Raw genomic sequence first — 16,212 nt, 5'->3', positions numbered from 1 at the left:
AAAGCCTGTCACGTTTAGGAAAACATGCCCTGGTTTGTCACATAATCATAAATGACGTCTTCAATATGCGCATGCAGCCCCTCGTCAGGCTCCTCGATCCGCCTTTCCTTCAGCGCCAGCTTCAGGATTTGCTTTTCATGGGGGCTGAGCGGATCGGTTGCTACATTTCGCCCATACTGCCGCAGAGCCTGTCCCAGCATTTTTTCAATCAGTTTCTCATCCATTTGCCTTCTCCTTTTAGGCGTTTCTTCTTTTATCTTACTAAGAAAAAACACTGTTCTCAAGCGGCTTAGCCTGTTTTGAATTGTTTTCTTTTTTTCGTAGAGTATAATGAGGGCATAAAACCGCAAAATGAAAAAGAACCGGGAATACGGCAACATTCCGGCTTGTAGGAAAGCAGGCCCATAGATAGACCATCCCCGAACTTGTCAGGGCTCAAGCTTTATGTTTCGACAACACGGCAATCATATTTTTCACAGGGAGTGAGCCAGACCGCCTTCTTTCCAAAGAAGGTTTTTTTGCGGAAAGAGCGATTTCTTTCATAAGCCGATTAGCAGGAATTTGACTGGATAGGCTTTGTGCTTTAAAATCAAAGTAATAAAAATGAATACTCCAAAGGGGAGTAGCTGTCACAGTAAAGTCGTCATTACGGGATGTCTTAAATCCTCGGCTTTGCTGGCAATCTAATTGTTAGCGAGACCTTTGCCAAATCTGATTTGGTGAAGGTCTTTTTGTTTATCAACTTCACCAAATCGGTGGAGTTTTTTCATTTTTATCAAAAGGGAAAGGAGACTGACTGTGTCCAAGCTTAGGAAATGGCTGAAGCGTGAACTGGTGAAGAAAGGTCTGCCTTTAGCGAAAGAAAAATGAATTTCGATTGTGAAAGAAAAAATCAAGAAGAAACGGTGAGGAGGTAAACAATGAAAAGAATTCTTACAGTTCTTGCCGGAATCGGCCTTTTAGGTGCGGGCGGATGCGGAATGCTTGACGGATTGAACTATACAAATGAAGCGGCCGGCTATATTCAAAAAGTGAAAACATTTGCGGAGGAGGCACCTTCCTTAGCTGAACAGGCTGTAAACGACACGCATGCAAGAGAAAAGCTGGAAACGCAGCTTGAGTCTGTTCGGCAGGCTGCAGCCGATTTTAATGAATTAACCCCTCCCGATGCCGCAGCCGAGATTCATAAGACGATTGAGAAGCATAATGAAACACTGCAAAAAAGCGCTGAGGATGTTTTGAAAAGTGTTGAGGAAGGAAAATTAACAGTTGAGAAGCTGGAGCAGTCAGAGCTGGTGCAAAGCGCTCAGCAGATCAGCGATGTGATGGGCCAGATTGAAAAATTGACCGAATAGAAAAAGTATCCCGGTTTGGGATGCTTTTTTTATTACTCAAAAACCCGGTTTCAGTTAACGGAAAATGAAAGACTCAAAGGGAATATTTTCATTGGGTAAATTTACACCTGGAAATCGAACGTATATTCGCAGTATAGTATTCATACACTAATTGTGCGAACATCAGTTCTTTTGGAAGGTGAAGATGATGGATTACAGTCAATATCCGGCGCGCTCGATTTTGTGTGTTGATATGCGGAGTTTTTATGCAAGCTGTGCCGCCGTCTTGCTCGGACTTGATCCGATGACTTGCCTGCTGGCGGTTGTCGGGAATACGGAGCGGCAGGGGAGCGTCGTCTTGGCGGCTTCTCCGGCTCTGAAAAGAGAGTTCGGTGTTCAAACAGGGACAAGGGTGTATCAGATTCCGGACGATCCGCGCATTCAGCTCGTCAATCCAAAGATGGCGGTATTTGTCCGCGTTTCCACAGAGCTCACCCGGCTGTTTGGCCGCTATGTTCCGCATGACGCCATTCACACGTACAGCATTGATGAAAGCTTTATTCAGGTGGACGGCGTCGAGAGCATGTGGGGAGACGCGCGGACGATCGCCATGAAAATACAGGACGACATGGCAAGGGAATTTGGTCTGCCGTGTACCGTCGGAATTGGGCCCAATATGCTGATGGCTAAGCTGTGCCTTGATCTTGAAGCGAAAAGGGCGCCGGACGGTGTGGCCGTTTGGGGTTATGAAGATGTGAAAACGAAGCTTTGGCCGCTGTCTCCGCTGCGGCGAATGTGGGGAATCGGCTCCAGGCTGGAAAGAAGGCTGAACAGGATGGGGATTTTTACGGTTGGCCAGCTGGCGCAATATGATCTCAAGCGCCTTGAGAAAACATTCGGTGTGATGGGAAACCAGCTGTACTATCATGCATGGGGCATTGACCTTTCAGCGCTCGGAGCGCCGATCATGGCCGGACAGGTCAGCTATGGGAAGAGCCAGATTCTGCTTCGCGATTATCCGGACCCGGCTGAAGTCCAACATGTCATCCTTGAAATGTGCGAAGAGGTGGCCAAAAGGGCGCGCGCCCACCGGCAGGCGGGACGGACCGTCAGCCTCGGAATCGAATACAGCCGCGATGAGCTTGGCGGCGGGTTTTACCGTTCGAAAACGATGGAGCGTCCTTCAAATATTACACTGGACCTTTATCACACATGCCTTGCCTTGTTTGACCGCTTTTATGAAGGAAAAACGGTTCGGAAAATTTCCGTTTCCCTTTCCAATATCGAGGATGACATCTATATGCAGCTCGACCTTTTCCATCCCGATCAGGAAAAAAAGCGGATGCTCGGCTATGTGATGGACGGCATCAGGGAACGGTACGGTTCAACAGCGCTTTTGCGCGCCGCTTCTTATACAAACGCCGGGACCGCCCGTCTGCGGTCAAAGCTTGTCGGCGGACATCAGGCATAGAAAGGAGAACGTGTGATGCTAAAAGACAGAGGCAGCATCAAATGGGTCTCGATGATGCTGCCGGAACACGTGGAATTGCTTAGGGAGTATCATGAGAGCCTTCATAAACATGAAAAACCGGTTTTAGATGAACAAAAATATGAAGAATTGAATGAACGGATTTGTGAAGCGATGGAAGAAAACAGGCCTTTGCAATTTACTTATTACCAACAAGGGGAAATGAAAAAGCTGGCCGGCCGCGTTCACTATGTTGACGCCCTGAAGCGGGAGCTCCGCATCATGAGCTGTACAGATCAACACCACAGATTAAAGCTCGATGATATTATTGAGATTGAATACGATGATCATGTATAATAGATTCATCATTCGGAGGTGGTAAAATGGTAAATGACATTCATTTGCCAACTGCAGCGTCTCATGCAAAGCCTGTTATCTTGAAAGGCGATACTTTGCATGAGGTGGAGCTCTAAACGAATCGCCTGATTGTAAGGTATCATTTCTGATCATACGGCTTTGCACCTTATTTTTAAAATATATAAATAAGGAGCTGGCACAAGTGAAGAATGTAAATACAGCGAATATGGAACCTTTTATCAGAAATGATCAATATCATTTTATTCAATTTCAAACGGACAGCCTTGTCCAGGGGCATGCGAACGTCAAGGATGGAAACGTGCTTGACGCTTTGAAATCCAATGCTTTCCATCAAGTCTTAGATCTGTTTCCTGATCTCAGCAATGACCAAAAGGCTTTGCTGAGCAAAATGGTTGAAGTCGAAGACAACAGCGGAGCCGCGCGCTTTTTAGCCGAGTTAGAGGACCTTGTGATCCCGTTTCAGCAGGTAACGGCAGCAAAGGTCAAAAAGCTGTTTTCTAAGGTGAAAAAGTTAAAAACTCCCGAATTTGAGCAGATGGATTTCAGGAGATATTCCTATTTAGGATGGAATGATGCAGGCTCGGGCAGAAAATATATGATTGTGGATATCGGCGGAAAGCTGACGGGAATATACGGAACGATCAGACCCAGCAATAAAAAAGGAATCTGTTCGATATGCAACAGGGCCGAAGAGATCGGACTGTTCATGTCCAGGGTGAAAAGCGGCAAAGAAACCTATACGGACAGGGGCAATTACATTTGCTATGACAGTGAAACATGCAACCAAAATATCATGACACTAGATCATTTGAACGATTTCGTCATGCAATTAACGAAATATTGACCTGAAAAACCCGGCTCGGGCTCCCGAGCCGGGTTCTTTATGATTCGGCTTCAGCCTTCATCTCATGCAGCTCCCGTTTTCCGAAAATCCGTCCGGTCAGTCCAGGCACAGCCATGCATAAAAATAAGGAACGGCCGAAGCTGAATAAAAGAAAGGAGAGCCACAGCCCATGGTTTCCGAAAACGGGCACAGCGGTGAAAAAGGCGGCTAAAAAGACAAGAGCGGCCAAAGCAATCGAATTTCTAACCGGGCCGATTTCAGTGGCTCCGATGAAGATCCCGTAAAAAATCAGTCCAAAACTTGCGGCCAAAGGAAAGAGAACAATCCAAACATCATATGTTTTCGCCGCTTCCAGGACGCTTTCAAGCGGTGTAAATAAAGGAATGATTGCATCTTTCAAGAGAAAATAGCCGGCCGAAAGCAGCACTGCAGAGATAAGCGCCCACTGGGTCGAAAGGGAAAGCGTGCGGGCATAGAGCTCCCGATCCATTCTCCCGACGGCTTTGCCTGTAAAAATGCTTGATGCATTGGCGAACCCGTCAAAAACGTAAGCCATCATGTAATGAATTTGGATCAAGATCGCATTTGCGGCCAAAATTTCAGCTCCGAAATCAGCCCCTTTAGCCGTAAATAAATTGAAAACCGTCAGCAGGCACAATGTTCTGATTAATAAATCACGGTTGACGATCATCATTTTTTTAAACGGTTTTGGGTCGAACAACAGCTTGACAGGCGGAAGTTTAAACGAGATGGCGGCATTTCTTTTCACAAGCCAGCAGCCGATCAGGCAGCCCGTCAATTCTGAAATCAGGGTGGCTGCCGCGATGCCGTTCACTTCCATATGAAAGACATAAACAAAGACGATATCAAGGGCGATATTTAAGATATTCATCGACACTTGCAGAAGCAATGTCACTTTGATGAGGGACATTCCCATCAGCCAGCCGAGAATGCAATAGCTCATTAAAGCAAAAGGAGCTCCCCAAATCCTGAGCGAAAAATATTGCGAGGCAAATTCCGCCGTGTGCTGATCCGGCTGGATCATGATCAGCGCCGTATATTCAAGGGGTTTTTGCAAAAGGATGAACATCAGTCCGGCAAAAAACGCAATGCAAACGGGCCGGGCGAGAGCCAGCACGCTCTCCGACCTGTTTTGGGCGCCGAGCGACTGAGCGGCGAATCCCGATGTGCTCACCCTTAAAAAACCAAGGAGCCAATACATCGTATTAAAGATCATCGTTCCAACCGCAACGCCGCCGATGTAAGCAGGGGAAGAAAGCTGTCCGGCCACCGCCGTATCAACCGCTCCGAGCAGCGGAGTGGTGATCGTTGAAATGATCAGCGGAACGGCCACCGCAAGATAATGCCTGTGATTCATTTTTTTGTAACCCCCCTTAAGATTGAAACACCTGAAGCAGCTTTTTTGTATAAGGGTGCCTTCCTGTGGAAAACAGCTCTTCTTTTGCAAATTGATCGGCAATCTGCCCGTCTTTCATCACCATGATGCGATGGCTCATGAAGTGGACAGCCGCAAGATCATGGGAAATAAACAAATAGGAAAGCCCCATCTCGTCCTGCAAATCTTTGAGAAGGTTCAGGATTTTCGCCTGACTCGTGACATCAAGGCTTGCCGTAGGCTCATCAAAGATGATGAAAGAAGGCTGGGTGCTGATGGCTCTGGCGATCATAACCCGCTGCAGCTGTCCACCGCTTAATTCATGGGGATAGCGGTCAAGAAGGGGCGGCTTTAGACCGACCATGGAAAACAGCCGTTCAGCGGCCAGCCGGCGGCTGCCTCTGCAATCCTCTAAAAATGGCGGTATGTCTTGTTTGGAAACATCCAACGGCTCCATTAATGAATCGATGATGTTCAGCTTTGGATTTAATGATGCGGCTGGATGTTGGAAAACAGCCTGAAGCTTCCGGCGCTGTCTGCGTACTTCTTTTTTGTTTATGCTCCTCAAGCGATGTTGATGAAGCCAAATCTCTCCCTGATCGATTTGTTCCAGCAGCAGGAGGCAGCGGGCGAGGGTGCTTTTCCCGCTGCCGCTTTCACCGGCAAGCCCGAGACATTCACCCTTTCGAATGGAAAATGATACGCTGTCAACCGCTTTGTGGCCGCAAGCATAATGTTTTGTCAGATTGCTGACACGAAGGATGGTCTCCTCTGGATGGGTCATGAAGCACCTCCTGTTCCCGAAAGCGCCGTTTTCTTTTCTGCAGGCTGTGCCATCAGCCTGAGCGGAGGGTTTTCAAGCGGCGGAACGGCCGCGAATAGACGCTTCGTGTATTCGTGTTTTGGATGGTTGATGAAGTCGGCGGTTAAGCCGGTTTCAACAATTTCCCCGTTTTGCATGACGGCCGCCTTGTCGGCATATTTTTTGACAAGCCTCAAGTCATGGGTGATAAAAAGGATCGCACAGTTTGTTTTAGCGCGCAGTACGGCCAACTGCTTTAAAACGTCCGCCGCCGTGATGCTGTCCAAAGCCGTCGTCGGTTCGTCGGCGATTAAAAGCTTCGGCCGGAGCACCATCGCTTGAGCGATCGCAGCCCTTTGCAGCTGTCCGCCGCTCAATTGAAACGGGTAGCTTTCATATACTCTGTTTTCCGGAAGAGAGACATCTTGAAAAGAGCGGAGAATCGCTTCTTTTCGCTTTTTCTTCGGCCAATTCGTATGTGTTTTGACCATTTCATCAATTTGTCTTCCGACTCTTATAAAAGGGGTGAATGCCCCGTGAGAATCCTGAAAAATGCAGGCGATCTCTTTTCCGCGCATGCGCTGGAGCGCTTTGCGGCCGGCCTGAAGCATATGATGCCCCATGAATCGCACATCTCCGCCGGACGCCGTTAATCCGTCCGGAAGCAGCCCGGTGATGGCTGACGCGGTCAGGCTTTTTCCGCTGCCGCTTTCCCCGAGCAGCGCGAGCCATTCCCCTTCGCCAATCGAAAAAGAAACGTTTTTGACAATGGTTTGCTGCCGAGAGCTGATCGATAAGCTCTCAATGGATAAAATCGGCATATTAAGAAACTCCTTTGTTGTTTTTGACATCAAACCGGTCTCTTAAGCGATCGCCGTACAGGTTTGACAAGAGGACGATGAGCATGATCGCAAAGCCGGGGATCATCATGAGCTGTGGCGCATGCAAAAAGTAGTTTTTTCCGTCGTTCAGCATGGCGCCCCATTCCGGGTATGGAGGCTGGGCACCCAGTCCGATATAGGACAGGGCGGCAATCATTAACACCGTTTTTCCAATGTCAAGGGTGGCAAGCACAGAAACATTCCCGAGAACGTGGGGCAGCAGGTGTTTTTTTAAAATCGCTCCGGACCGTAAGCCCGTGAGCTCGGCCAAAGCGATATAGTCTTTTTGTTTTTCCGCAAAAACCGTGCTGCGGACCAGCCTCGCATAGCCGACCCATTTGACAGCGACGACGGCCAATATTAAGTTCATCAGGCCCGGGCCAAGCAAACCGCTTAAGACAATCGCGACAATATACTCGGGAAATGCCATAACAGCGTCAACGATTCTCATAATAATCCGGTCCAGCCGTCCGCCGAAAAAGCCGGAGGCGAGTCCGGCGGGAACACCTATGAAAACGGAGATCAGAATCGCGGCCAAGGCGGTGCCGACCGTCGCTTTCGCACCGGCGATCATCCGGGAAAATAAGTCCCTTCCCAAATGATCGGTCCCGAGCCAATGCTGAATACTGATCGGCTGGAGCCGGTTTGCCATATCGGTGCGGAGCGGATCGAACGGCAAAAAGAAGGGGGCTGTAAACAGTGCGGCAAAAAACAGCAGCAGTATAAGTTCTGGCAGTCTTGTTTTTGAGCGGAATACGTGTTTGACGTTTTTTCTCATCGGCGTCCAGCCTCCTTTAAGCGAATTTCCGGATTGAGGTACCGATAGGAGAGGTCAACCAAAAGATTGATCAGAACGACTGTGATTCCCATGAAAAGAATATAGCCCTGGATGATCGGGTAATCGCGCTGAATGATGGCATCAACGACAAGCTTGCCGACGCCGGGAAAGGCGAAAAGGACTTCAATAATCACCGTTCCGCCGAGCAGGCTGCCAAGGCTCGTCCCGAATATCGTAATCACAGGGATCAGGCAGTGGCGAAACGCATGAAAGAAGAAAATTCTCGCTTCACTGATGCCGCGTGCCCTTGCCGACCTGATGAAATCCTGTCCAAGGCTTTCAATTAAGCTTGACCGCACAAGCCGGACATAAACGCCCGACATTGCGATTCCAAGCGTGAGAGAGGGGAGAATCAGATGTTTGAACGTTCCGGCCCCCATCGACGGCAGCCAATTCAGCCTCACTGAAAAAAGATCAATCAAAATCAATCCGAGCCAAAAGCTGGGGAGTGCGGCTCCGACTAAAGCGAGCAAGCGGCCGAGATGATCGACCCATCGATCCCGGTATAAAGCGGAAAGCGTTCCGACCGGCACGGAAATCAGCAGCATGATGAGAAGAGATGTACCGGTCAAAAGCAATGTCGCCGGGAACTTTTGGCCGAGCTCGTCGATGACGGGCTGGCGGGTCGTATAGGAATGTCCTAAATCAAATTGGAAAAAACGCTTAAACCAGTTCCAATATTGAATATAGACCGGTTTGTTCAATCCGAGTTCTTCTCTGAATTCCTCTATCTGCTCATTTGTCACTGCCACGTCATCCACGCGAAGCATCTGTTTCACCGGATCGCCGGGAGCTGCTTTCATAAAGACAAAGCTGATAAATGAAAGCATGAATAAGAACAGGATCAGTTCAAACAGCCGCTTGGCAATCTGCTTCATTTCGTTTTCACATCCAAATCCTTCGTCAGCATATAATATTCACTTTGGCTGGTTTTCCAGTTTAATACATCCTTTTGATAGGCTGTGATGTTTTGCGGAGTGACGAGGAAAGAGTTCAGCGTCTCCTTCTCGATCAATTCAGCCGCTTTTTTGGCGAGGCGGTTCCGCTTTTGTTCCTCAATGGTACGGTTGAATTCCTCAATCCATTTGATCAAGGTTTGATTTTCGATCCCGCTGTAGTTTAAAGCGCCATTCGGTATATAGGCGGTGTTCAGCAAATAGCCGGCGTCGCCTCTAGGCGCGGTCATCGAGCTGTATGTCGCCAAATCCCAATCCTTGTTTTTCGCCAAATACTCGTCGATATTTTCCACCTGCTGAATCTTAATCGAAATACCCAGTTCCTTCGCATTTGACTCAAGTATTTGCGCGATTAAAGGCAATTCCGGACGAGACTGATAGGTTAGCAGTGTAAAAGATAAGGCTTTTCCATCCTTCACGGCTTTGCCGTTTTCAAGCTGGTAGCCCGCTTTTTTCAGTTCCGCTTTTGCAGCTTTCAGTCCGCTTGGCTTCTGAACCTTGCCAGAGGCAAACGGGAAGTCGGCCAAAAAAGGGCCGTCCGCAGGCTGGGCATGTCCGTTTAAAATGCTTTCTGCGATTTCTTTGCGGTCCAATAATGCATCAAAGGCTCGGCGCAGGTGACGATCGGCGAGCTCCTCCTTCTTTGTATTGTAGAGAATCTGGTGAACACGCAGGCTCGGCACCGAATCAACAATAATTGATGAATCCTTTTGAATATGTTCAATATTCTCAATACTCGGCCTGTAAATAATGTCGGCATCTTTTGACTGAAGAGCCATGACGCGGGCGTTTGCGTCTTCATTAAACGCGAATGTGACGTGCTTCAGCTTTGGTTTTCCGTCCCAATAATCGTCATATCGTTCAAGTTCAATCTTATGGCCGGCCTCAAAGGAGGAAACTTGGAAAGGCCCTGTTCCGACCGGTTTTTGAGCGATATCGCCCGCACTGACGTCGATGATCGATGTATTCGGATGAACCAATTCTGAAGGGAATTCGGGAAAAGGCTCTTGCGTTGTAATGGTCAATGTTTGTCCATCCGCTTTCATGTCTTTGATCTTTAAAGCGTTCTTCATGGCTTCGCTGTCGCGTATCGTTCGTTCCAAAGACGCTTTTACCGCATTTGCATCCGCTTTTTTGCCGTTTTGAAACGTCAGATTGCCTTTAAGAGTGAAAATCCACGTCTGCCCGTCTTTGCTTTTCCAATCCTTTGCCAGCCACGGCTCGATGGTTAACTCGGAACTGATTTTGACAAGCGTTTCGCTGACACCTGCACGGACGGCGGTATAATTGACATCCAAATTCGGATCAAGGGTTTGACTCGGAATATTGAAAAGAAAGGTGAGTTTCTTCGCATCACCTTCCTGGTTTTCAGCGGTTGAATCAGCGCCTCCGAGAGAGCAGGAAGCGAGCAGGAAAAGGGAAACAATCGGCATGATGAAGCGCTTTGCTATGTAATTCATATGTTACACCTCCAAAAAGTAATAGTTACGATTTATCTTCATTATCATAGGGGATATTTTCTCCTTTGTAAACAGGAATTTTTGCCCCGGCAATTTGGATTTTAGCGGGGCTTCTGCATGATCACAATTTTATCGTCGGACAGGCCGGCTTTTCCCTAAAAAAAGGTCTGTAAAAAAGAAAGCCCGAATAATGTGAAACGAAAGAGTTAATGGCACGATTTTCAGAGAAAAAAAATATGCTGTTAATAAGATGTTGAAACAGCAAGTGAAAGGAGCCATAGTGATGCGGATTACAGTTAAAATACGCCATACTGCCGAAAATGAAGGCACGGACATCGGAGAATTCACTCCCGCTGAAATTGAAGATATCGTCCAGACAATCAGAAAATACGGAGCTTGGCTTTCACCTGATGCTGAAACGGATGATTATAAATTTTCCTTCCAGGATGCTAAATACAACCTTGAACAAAGAGTCTTTGAAATCATTGTAGAATAAAACATACCGGTGGGCTTCCGCGGACACTGAATGAACGATCACAGGGTGCGTTTATTTAGAGTCCTTTTTATTTCACGTCAGGTGGACAAAAAGAGAGGGGCTTTGCGCGGATGAAAAGTTTAAACCGTACATGGTGCTTTCTAAAAGTGAAACCTTGAAGAGGCTTGTCTCTCCAAGGTTTTTCACATTAATTGGTATTTTGGCCTCCGCCTGTCAGACCCTCTTTGATGAGGGCGTTCACTTTGCTGCTGAACAGCAGACCGACATGGCTTACGCCCGAGATCTGGATATTTTTGGCCCCTTCCAATTTAGAAAGGCTGTTTAAGACGATGAGATCGCTCGTGCTGTAAATGGATGTGTACAAAATCTTTTGATCAGGATCGGTTCCCGGCAGCGCTTTGTTTGTGACCAACCGGTTCGCTCCTCCGATCGTGACGACATTTTCTATTTTATCTCCGCCGTCCAGGTTTTTAATGTAATAGAGGGTGTTGGCCCCGCCCATACTGTGGGCGACGATGTCGACTTTCTCCGCTCCCGTCTTATTTAAGACCTGTTTGACGTATTCAGATAGTTTCGGCCCGTTGTTGAGGTTGTTTCCGGTTTTATCGAAAAAGTTGACGGCATAAAGCTGATTGCTTGACCACCCGTTAGATTGCAAATACGATTTGATGCCGATGAAATTATAATCGGCTCCGCCGATGCCGTGAACCATGACAACGGGATTGTGGGAAGCGGCGGAAGCTGTTGGAGTCCTTAGCGAAAATACGGAAACAACAGACAGCATGCAAATCAATAGAATGGATAAAAATGAATGACGACGCATTGTCTCTCCTCCTCAATAATAGTAAATTCACAACGACAATTCTATAAAACGAACATATGACAAAGAAGTGTACATCTATCTATTTTTCCACCCGAAAAAAGAGCAGTATATGAAACACTACTTTCCCGCCGCTTCCTGCTGACCTCTTTAGGACAAGGAGAGAGGAGCTTTCCCAGAGGGGAGCGGAAATGTTTGTTCTGTTGAATAAGAACTAAGAGCTTTATCCTATTAATCTGCTGACGTATTAAAATGGCGGAGCGGAAGAAAAAAACGTTATAATAGAACATAATATCTATTGATAAAGGGGTGATCCGCAAGGGTGCAAGGTGACCCGATTGTGCTCGCAATCCTTTCCACCCGCGGCAAAAGGGATGCCGATTATCATGACAAGCTGATTGCGGAGGCAACAAGGAACGAGTACCGGTAGAAGTCCGAGTGAAACATTCAGGTGACAAGGGGGAGTTGAACAGTGCTGATTCGCCATGCCGAAGCTGCAGATTATGAAAAGGTTGCACCGGTCATTAACGATTGGTGGGGCGGAAGGAACATGCAGGATAAACTGCCGAGATTATTTTTCGACCATTTTCAACATACGAGTTTTATAGCTGAGAAAGGCGGAGATTTGATCGGCTTTCTGATCGGCTTTTTATCACAGACTAATCCGGAAGAATCGTATATTCATTTTGTCGGTGTTCATCCGGATTACAGAAAAATCCAAGTCGGCAAAAAACTTTATGAAGCCTTTTACCGGAAAGCGAAGGAGGCGGGGTGCAAGACAGTCCGTTGCATCACTTCGCCTGTCAACAAAGTGTCCATCGCTTATCACCGGAAAATGGGATTTTCAATCGAAAAAGGAGATAAAATATCGGACGGCATCCATGTGTTTTCAAATTATGACGGACCGAATCAAGATCGTGTTCTGTTTGTAAAAGAGCTGTGAACAAAAGGAGGATGAACATGATTTCAAAAACACCTGAGCCGCCGTATTACGCGGTGATTTTCACATCCGTCAGAACAGATGGGGATAACGGCTACGAAAAGACGGCCGCACACATGGTAAAGCTCGCCGAAGCCCAGCCCGGTTTCTTGGGAGCGGAAAGTGTGAAGGACAAAAACGGCAACGGGATAACGGTTTCCTATTGGGAAAGCCTTGAAGCCATTGACGGCTGGAAGTATCACACAGAACACTTGCACGCGAAGGAAAGGGGACGAAAAGAATGGTATGCTGACTTTGCGGTGCGCGTAGCGAAGGTGGAAAGCGCACGTTTTTCGGAAGCTGAGGGTGTCGATAGAGAGGAATCGCGATGATTCAATTGCTCAATCAAAAAGATCCTGATACCGCCCGCTTCATTTTAAATGTTCAAATCCCGGCCTATCAAAAAGAAGCGGAGATCATTCAATTTGACGGGATTCCGCAGCTGTATGAAACGGTCTCTGACATCAGCAACACAGATGAAACATTTATCGGCTCGTTTGAAGGCGGAGTCTTGACAGGAATAGCTTCATACACATTAGCGGCTGGAAAGCTTGTCATTTGCAGGCTGGCCGTTCATCCAGCTCATGTTCGAAAAGGGATCGCCTTGGCGCTGCTTCACTATGTCCTGATGGAAGATGAAGCAGAGGTGTTCGAGGTGACCACAGGAGCGCGCAATGAACCGGCAAAAGCGCTGTATCAAAAGCTGGGGTTTACTGAGATGGAGCAGTTTGAGCCTGAAAAAGGGGTTGTTCTTTCAAAGTTTTTTCTGCATGCGCCGAGAAAGGTTGAAGTCGTGCCTTACCACAAAGAGTGGAAGCATGAATTTATCAAAGAAAAGCGACAGCTTGAAGCGCTTTACCGTGATGAAATTGTTCACACCCATCATATCGGCAGCACGTCGATTCCGGGCATGAGCGCCAAACCGGTCATTGATATTTTGCTCGAAGTGAAGGATATCGGATCTTGCGCCCGCTTTGAAAAAGGGATGGAGTTGCTCGGCTATGAAGCGAAAGGTGAAAACGGTATTCCAGGAAGAAGATATTTTCAAAAAGGCGGGCGAAACCGGACACACCACGTGCACATTTATGAAAGCGGGCATCCTGATATCAGGCGGCATCTATTGTTTAGGGATTATTTAATCGCCCATCCGGAGCGGGCGGAAGAGTACGCAGAATTGAAAAAAAGGCTGGCGAAGAGGTTTCCGCGGCAAATCAATTGCTATGTCAACGGCAAAGCCGGCTGGATCAAAGAGACGGAGCGTCTGGCTAAAGGGTGGGGCAAAGCCGAAAGGGACTAGTGACGCCCCTTCCGGCTTCAGGCTCTGACACAAGAGTCGAACGTGCCTTTATGGCTTCCGTCACAATATGGCATTTTCAGCGATTTTCCACATCTGCACAGGGAAAAAGCCGCTTTTTTAGGAAATGGATTTCCTTCCATGTCGATCAGTTCAACTTCTCCCGTCACTCTGAATCCGCCGTGATCCGTCACTTTAATCTGCGCTTTTTTTGACATCTCTCCACCTCCGATCCTCTTCCATATGTATGTCTGAAGCCCGGAAACCATGCGCTTTGGCCTGATCATGTGGTACAATGTCGGTAAAATAAAACAAAAGGATATGATATGATGCAGCTTGAAATCACCGAACAGGCCAAACAAGCCATTCAACAAGCGAAAGCGGCCTACCCGGATAAAAAAATCCAGCTCCGCTATGATTCAGAAGGCTGCGGATGCGCGGTCAGCGGCGTTCCCGTCCTTTGGCTGACAGACGAGTTGTCGGGAACATGTGAGCCGTTAAAAACAAACGGGATTCCCGTTTATATCCAATCATCGCAAAAAGTCTTTTTTGATGAAGCGATGACGATCGACTATTATGAGAAAGCGGGGGCGCTGATGCTGAAAAGTCCGGCCCAGGTGCTTTCTCCGAGAATGAGTATTTTAGTGAAATAGGGTGGCGTTTTTTTTGAATCAAAAGGTGAAATCGTTAAAACAAACCGCTCAAAACAAAACATGGGTATCGTTTTTACATCAAAATCATCCATACAGCCTTCTCCATTGGTCAATCGGCGGAACAGAATCCGTCCAAAAGGATGTTTGGCTCCTTCAGGATGAAATGACCTTTGAAACAAAGGAATTCGATACGATTGAGTCGGCCATTGCCTGGATCGGCGAGAATATGAAAGACATTACAGATATCCTGTAATGCAAAAAAGCGAATGGGTCTTTATGCCCGTTCGCTTTCTTTGTTCATGCCTGTGACGTTCTGGAGAAATTCCCGAACCGCTTTTTTGTAGCTGTTCCGGTTTTGCGTGTAGCTCATCGCGTGCGCTCCTTTTTCGGCGATGTACAGCTGTTTCTCCCCGGTTTTTTTCTCGTAGAGCGTCTCGCTTGATTCCGCCGGGATGTAGTCGTCATCTTTGCTGTGGATGAACAGCACCGGCTTATGAATTTGATCGATGACCGAAAGAGGCGCAACATCGCGGATCCGGTAGCCGTCCCGCCATTTCAAAAAAAGGTTGGCAAGCGGGAGAATCGGCGTGCCGGGCAGGCGGAAATCCTCCTTCAGACGGTAGATCAGCTGCTCTTCAAAAGTAGCGAACGGGCAGTCGGCGATATAAAAATCGGCAGCGTCATCGGCCATGCCGGCATATAGTAGCGTCGTCACGGCGCCCATTGATTCGCCATGGATGCCGATGAGCGCATCATTCCCGTTCCGTTTTCTCAGCCAGTCGACCACCGTTTTCAAGTCATGTTTTTCATAGTAGCCGTAGCTTGTCGTTTTTCCGCCGCTCATCCCGTGTCTGCGATGGTCATAGATGACGGCATTCCAGCCGAGCTCCAAAAACAAATTCATATATTTAATAGAATTCAGCAAATTCATGGTGACCCCGTGGCAGATGATGACGGTGTTTTTCGTCTTGTTGGGGTGGACATAGTATCCTTTAATATCATAGCCGTAAATAGAGCGCAGGGTGATGCTTTCCTTGGGCAGGGCCTCAAACTCTTCCTCCGCATAATGGCCGTCCGCCGTTTCCCGTTCGAGAATGAATTGATTTGTCCGTGTTTTAATATACATGATTTGGTTCGTAAAATAGATGCCCAGTGTGAAGAGAAGCAGGAGCGCCGCCCCAAGCACGGCAAACAAAATGTACATCAGCTGTTTCTTCCTTTCTGTAAAATAAAGCTTCTGCAGTCTATCTTAGCATATCAAAACGTGAAAATATGTAAAAAAACCTCACGACCTTCCGCTTGTGGAAAATGGGCTGCTCCTGATAAACTATCATCACAAACGAAGGAGGAGGAGGGAATCGCATGGCAAAGAAAAAACAGGAGCCGCGACATGAACAGCAGCTGAAAGATGCGCTCGCCGACGATCTAAAACAGCAGCTTCAGCAAATGAAAAACGAATTAAAAGAAGAAGACGAAAAAAGAAAAGAGCGCGAGAAAGAGCGTCTCATCAAACAGAGAAAAGAAAAGGAAAAAAATAAAACCTTTGAAGAACTGCTCAATGAAAGCGGGCTCGACTGGAGACAGTATAAATAACAAAGCACCGTCTGTGTGAG

The 16,212-nt window shown here is 47.5% G+C and carries 21 protein-coding genes; 11 read left to right on the top strand and 10 right to left on the bottom strand.

What is annotated here, in order from left to right; all coding sequences use genetic code 11:
* Positions 1-14: 14 nt before the first annotated feature.
* Positions 15-224 (bottom strand): YqzH family protein, encoded by a 210-nt coding sequence (locus P3X63_RS13015; RefSeq protein ID WP_026587735.1) that lies wholly within the window; start codon positions 222-224, stop codon positions 15-17.
* A 696-nt stretch (positions 225-920) separates the two neighbouring features.
* Here P3X63_RS13015 and P3X63_RS13010 point away from each other — a divergent pair.
* From P3X63_RS13010 to P3X63_RS12995, 4 genes are all read left to right on the top strand, one after another.
* A complete protein-coding gene (locus P3X63_RS13010) occupies positions 921-1,355 on the top strand; it encodes a DUF6376 family protein (RefSeq protein WP_077736544.1) in 435 nt (144 codons plus the stop codon).
* Between the two features lie 187 nt (positions 1,356-1,542).
* Entirely contained in the window at positions 1,543-2,805 is a 1,263-nt protein-coding gene (locus P3X63_RS13005) for a Y-family DNA polymerase (RefSeq protein WP_026587734.1), read from the top strand.
* 15 nt (positions 2,806-2,820) lie between these two features.
* Positions 2,821-3,159: a YolD-like family protein gene (locus P3X63_RS13000; protein ID WP_026587733.1), complete on the top strand. Its 339-nt coding sequence runs from the start codon at positions 2,821-2,823 to the stop codon at positions 3,157-3,159.
* 226 nt (positions 3,160-3,385) lie between these two features.
* Positions 3,386-4,024: a FusB/FusC family EF-G-binding protein gene (locus tag P3X63_RS12995; protein ID WP_026587732.1), complete on the top strand. Its 639-nt coding sequence runs from the start codon at positions 3,386-3,388 to the stop codon at positions 4,022-4,024.
* Positions 4,025-4,061: 37 nt separating this feature from the next.
* Here P3X63_RS12995 and P3X63_RS12990 read toward each other — a convergent pair whose 3' ends face one another.
* From P3X63_RS12990 to nikA, 6 genes are read right to left on the bottom strand one after another with little or no spacing between them, the layout of a single operon-like run.
* Entirely contained in the window at positions 4,062-5,402 is a 1,341-nt protein-coding gene (locus tag P3X63_RS12990; protein ID WP_026587731.1) for an MATE family efflux transporter, read from the bottom strand.
* A 16-nt stretch (positions 5,403-5,418) separates the two neighbouring features.
* Complete coding sequence (locus P3X63_RS12985; protein ID WP_026587730.1) at positions 5,419-6,204, bottom strand: ABC transporter ATP-binding protein; 786 nt, start codon at positions 6,202-6,204, stop codon at positions 5,419-5,421.
* Entirely contained in the window at positions 6,201-7,043 is an 843-nt protein-coding gene (locus P3X63_RS12980; protein ID WP_277690988.1) for an ABC transporter ATP-binding protein, read from the bottom strand. Before P3X63_RS12980 ends, P3X63_RS12985 begins: the two co-directional genes overlap by 4 nt.
* 1 nt (position 7,044) lies before the next feature.
* The gene (gene nikC, locus P3X63_RS12975) at positions 7,045-7,881 is read right to left on the bottom strand and encodes a nickel transporter permease (RefSeq protein WP_026587728.1); all 837 of its coding nucleotides are present in this window, start codon (positions 7,879-7,881) and stop codon (positions 7,045-7,047) included.
* Positions 7,878-8,819, bottom strand: a complete 942-nt coding sequence (nikB, locus tag P3X63_RS12970; protein ID WP_026587727.1) for a nickel ABC transporter permease — start codon at positions 8,817-8,819, stop codon at positions 7,878-7,880. The genes nikC and nikB overlap by 4 nt, the downstream gene beginning before the upstream one ends.
* Positions 8,816-10,357, bottom strand: coding sequence for a nickel ABC transporter substrate-binding protein (nikA, locus tag P3X63_RS12965; protein ID WP_026587726.1), 1,542 nt, complete (start codon positions 10,355-10,357; stop codon positions 8,816-8,818). Before nikA ends, nikB begins: the two co-directional genes overlap by 4 nt.
* A 283-nt stretch (positions 10,358-10,640) precedes the next feature.
* Here nikA and P3X63_RS12960 point away from each other — a divergent pair, with 283 nt between their 5' ends.
* Positions 10,641-10,853, top strand: coding sequence for a hypothetical protein (locus P3X63_RS12960; RefSeq protein WP_026587725.1), 213 nt, complete (start codon positions 10,641-10,643; stop codon positions 10,851-10,853).
* 187 nt (positions 10,854-11,040) lie between these two features.
* On the opposite strand, the gene P3X63_RS12955 is transcribed toward P3X63_RS12960, so the two are convergent.
* Positions 11,041-11,676, bottom strand: coding sequence for an esterase/lipase family protein (locus P3X63_RS12955; RefSeq protein ID WP_026587724.1), 636 nt, complete (start codon positions 11,674-11,676; stop codon positions 11,041-11,043).
* 469 nt (positions 11,677-12,145) lie between these two features.
* Between P3X63_RS12955 and P3X63_RS12950 the strand changes: the two genes are divergently transcribed.
* From P3X63_RS12950 to P3X63_RS12940, 3 genes are read left to right on the top strand one after another with little or no spacing between them, the layout of a single operon-like run.
* On the top strand, positions 12,146-12,616 hold the full coding sequence (locus P3X63_RS12950) for a GNAT family N-acetyltransferase (protein ID WP_277690987.1): 471 nt from the start codon (positions 12,146-12,148) through the stop codon (positions 12,614-12,616).
* Positions 12,617-12,627: 11 nt separating this feature from the next.
* Positions 12,628-12,984 (top strand): antibiotic biosynthesis monooxygenase family protein, encoded by a 357-nt coding sequence (locus P3X63_RS12945; RefSeq protein WP_026587722.1) that lies wholly within the window; start codon positions 12,628-12,630, stop codon positions 12,982-12,984.
* A complete protein-coding gene (locus P3X63_RS12940) occupies positions 12,981-13,949 on the top strand; it encodes a GNAT family N-acetyltransferase (RefSeq protein WP_077736547.1) in 969 nt (322 codons plus the stop codon). The genes P3X63_RS12945 and P3X63_RS12940 overlap by 4 nt, the downstream gene beginning before the upstream one ends.
* Positions 13,950-13,966: 17 nt before the next feature.
* Here P3X63_RS12940 and P3X63_RS12935 read toward each other — a convergent pair whose 3' ends face one another.
* On the bottom strand, positions 13,967-14,164 hold the full coding sequence (locus P3X63_RS12935) for a CDGSH iron-sulfur domain-containing protein (RefSeq protein WP_277690986.1): 198 nt from the start codon (positions 14,162-14,164) through the stop codon (positions 13,967-13,969).
* Between the two features lie 111 nt (positions 14,165-14,275).
* Here P3X63_RS12935 and P3X63_RS12930 point away from each other — a divergent pair, with 111 nt between their 5' ends.
* Both P3X63_RS12930 and P3X63_RS12925 read left to right on the top strand, forming a co-directional pair.
* Positions 14,276-14,599, top strand: a complete 324-nt coding sequence (locus P3X63_RS12930; RefSeq protein WP_026587719.1) for an iron-sulfur cluster biosynthesis family protein — start codon at positions 14,276-14,278, stop codon at positions 14,597-14,599.
* A gap of 13 nt (positions 14,600-14,612) precedes the next feature.
* On the top strand, positions 14,613-14,852 hold the full coding sequence (locus tag P3X63_RS12925) for a YqkC family protein (RefSeq protein WP_026587718.1): 240 nt from the start codon (positions 14,613-14,615) through the stop codon (positions 14,850-14,852).
* A 21-nt stretch (positions 14,853-14,873) separates the two neighbouring features.
* Here the strand turns inward: P3X63_RS12925 and P3X63_RS12920 are convergent, their stop codons facing one another.
* The gene (locus P3X63_RS12920; RefSeq protein WP_026587717.1) at positions 14,874-15,803 is read right to left on the bottom strand and encodes an alpha/beta hydrolase; all 930 of its coding nucleotides are present in this window, start codon (positions 15,801-15,803) and stop codon (positions 14,874-14,876) included.
* Positions 15,804-15,961: 158 nt separating this feature from the next.
* Here P3X63_RS12920 and P3X63_RS12915 point away from each other — a divergent pair, with 158 nt between their 5' ends.
* Positions 15,962-16,192, top strand: coding sequence for a YqkE family protein (locus tag P3X63_RS12915; RefSeq protein WP_026587716.1), 231 nt, complete (start codon positions 15,962-15,964; stop codon positions 16,190-16,192).
* Positions 16,193-16,212 lie beyond the last annotated feature (20 nt).

The organism is Bacillus sp. HSf4, assembly GCF_029537375.1.
Taxonomy (GTDB): Bacteria; Bacillota; Bacilli; order Bacillales; family Bacillaceae; genus Bacillus; species Bacillus sonorensis_A.
Note: the sequence above shows the minus strand (reverse complement) of the source record. Positions and strands in the feature narration are given on the sequence as shown.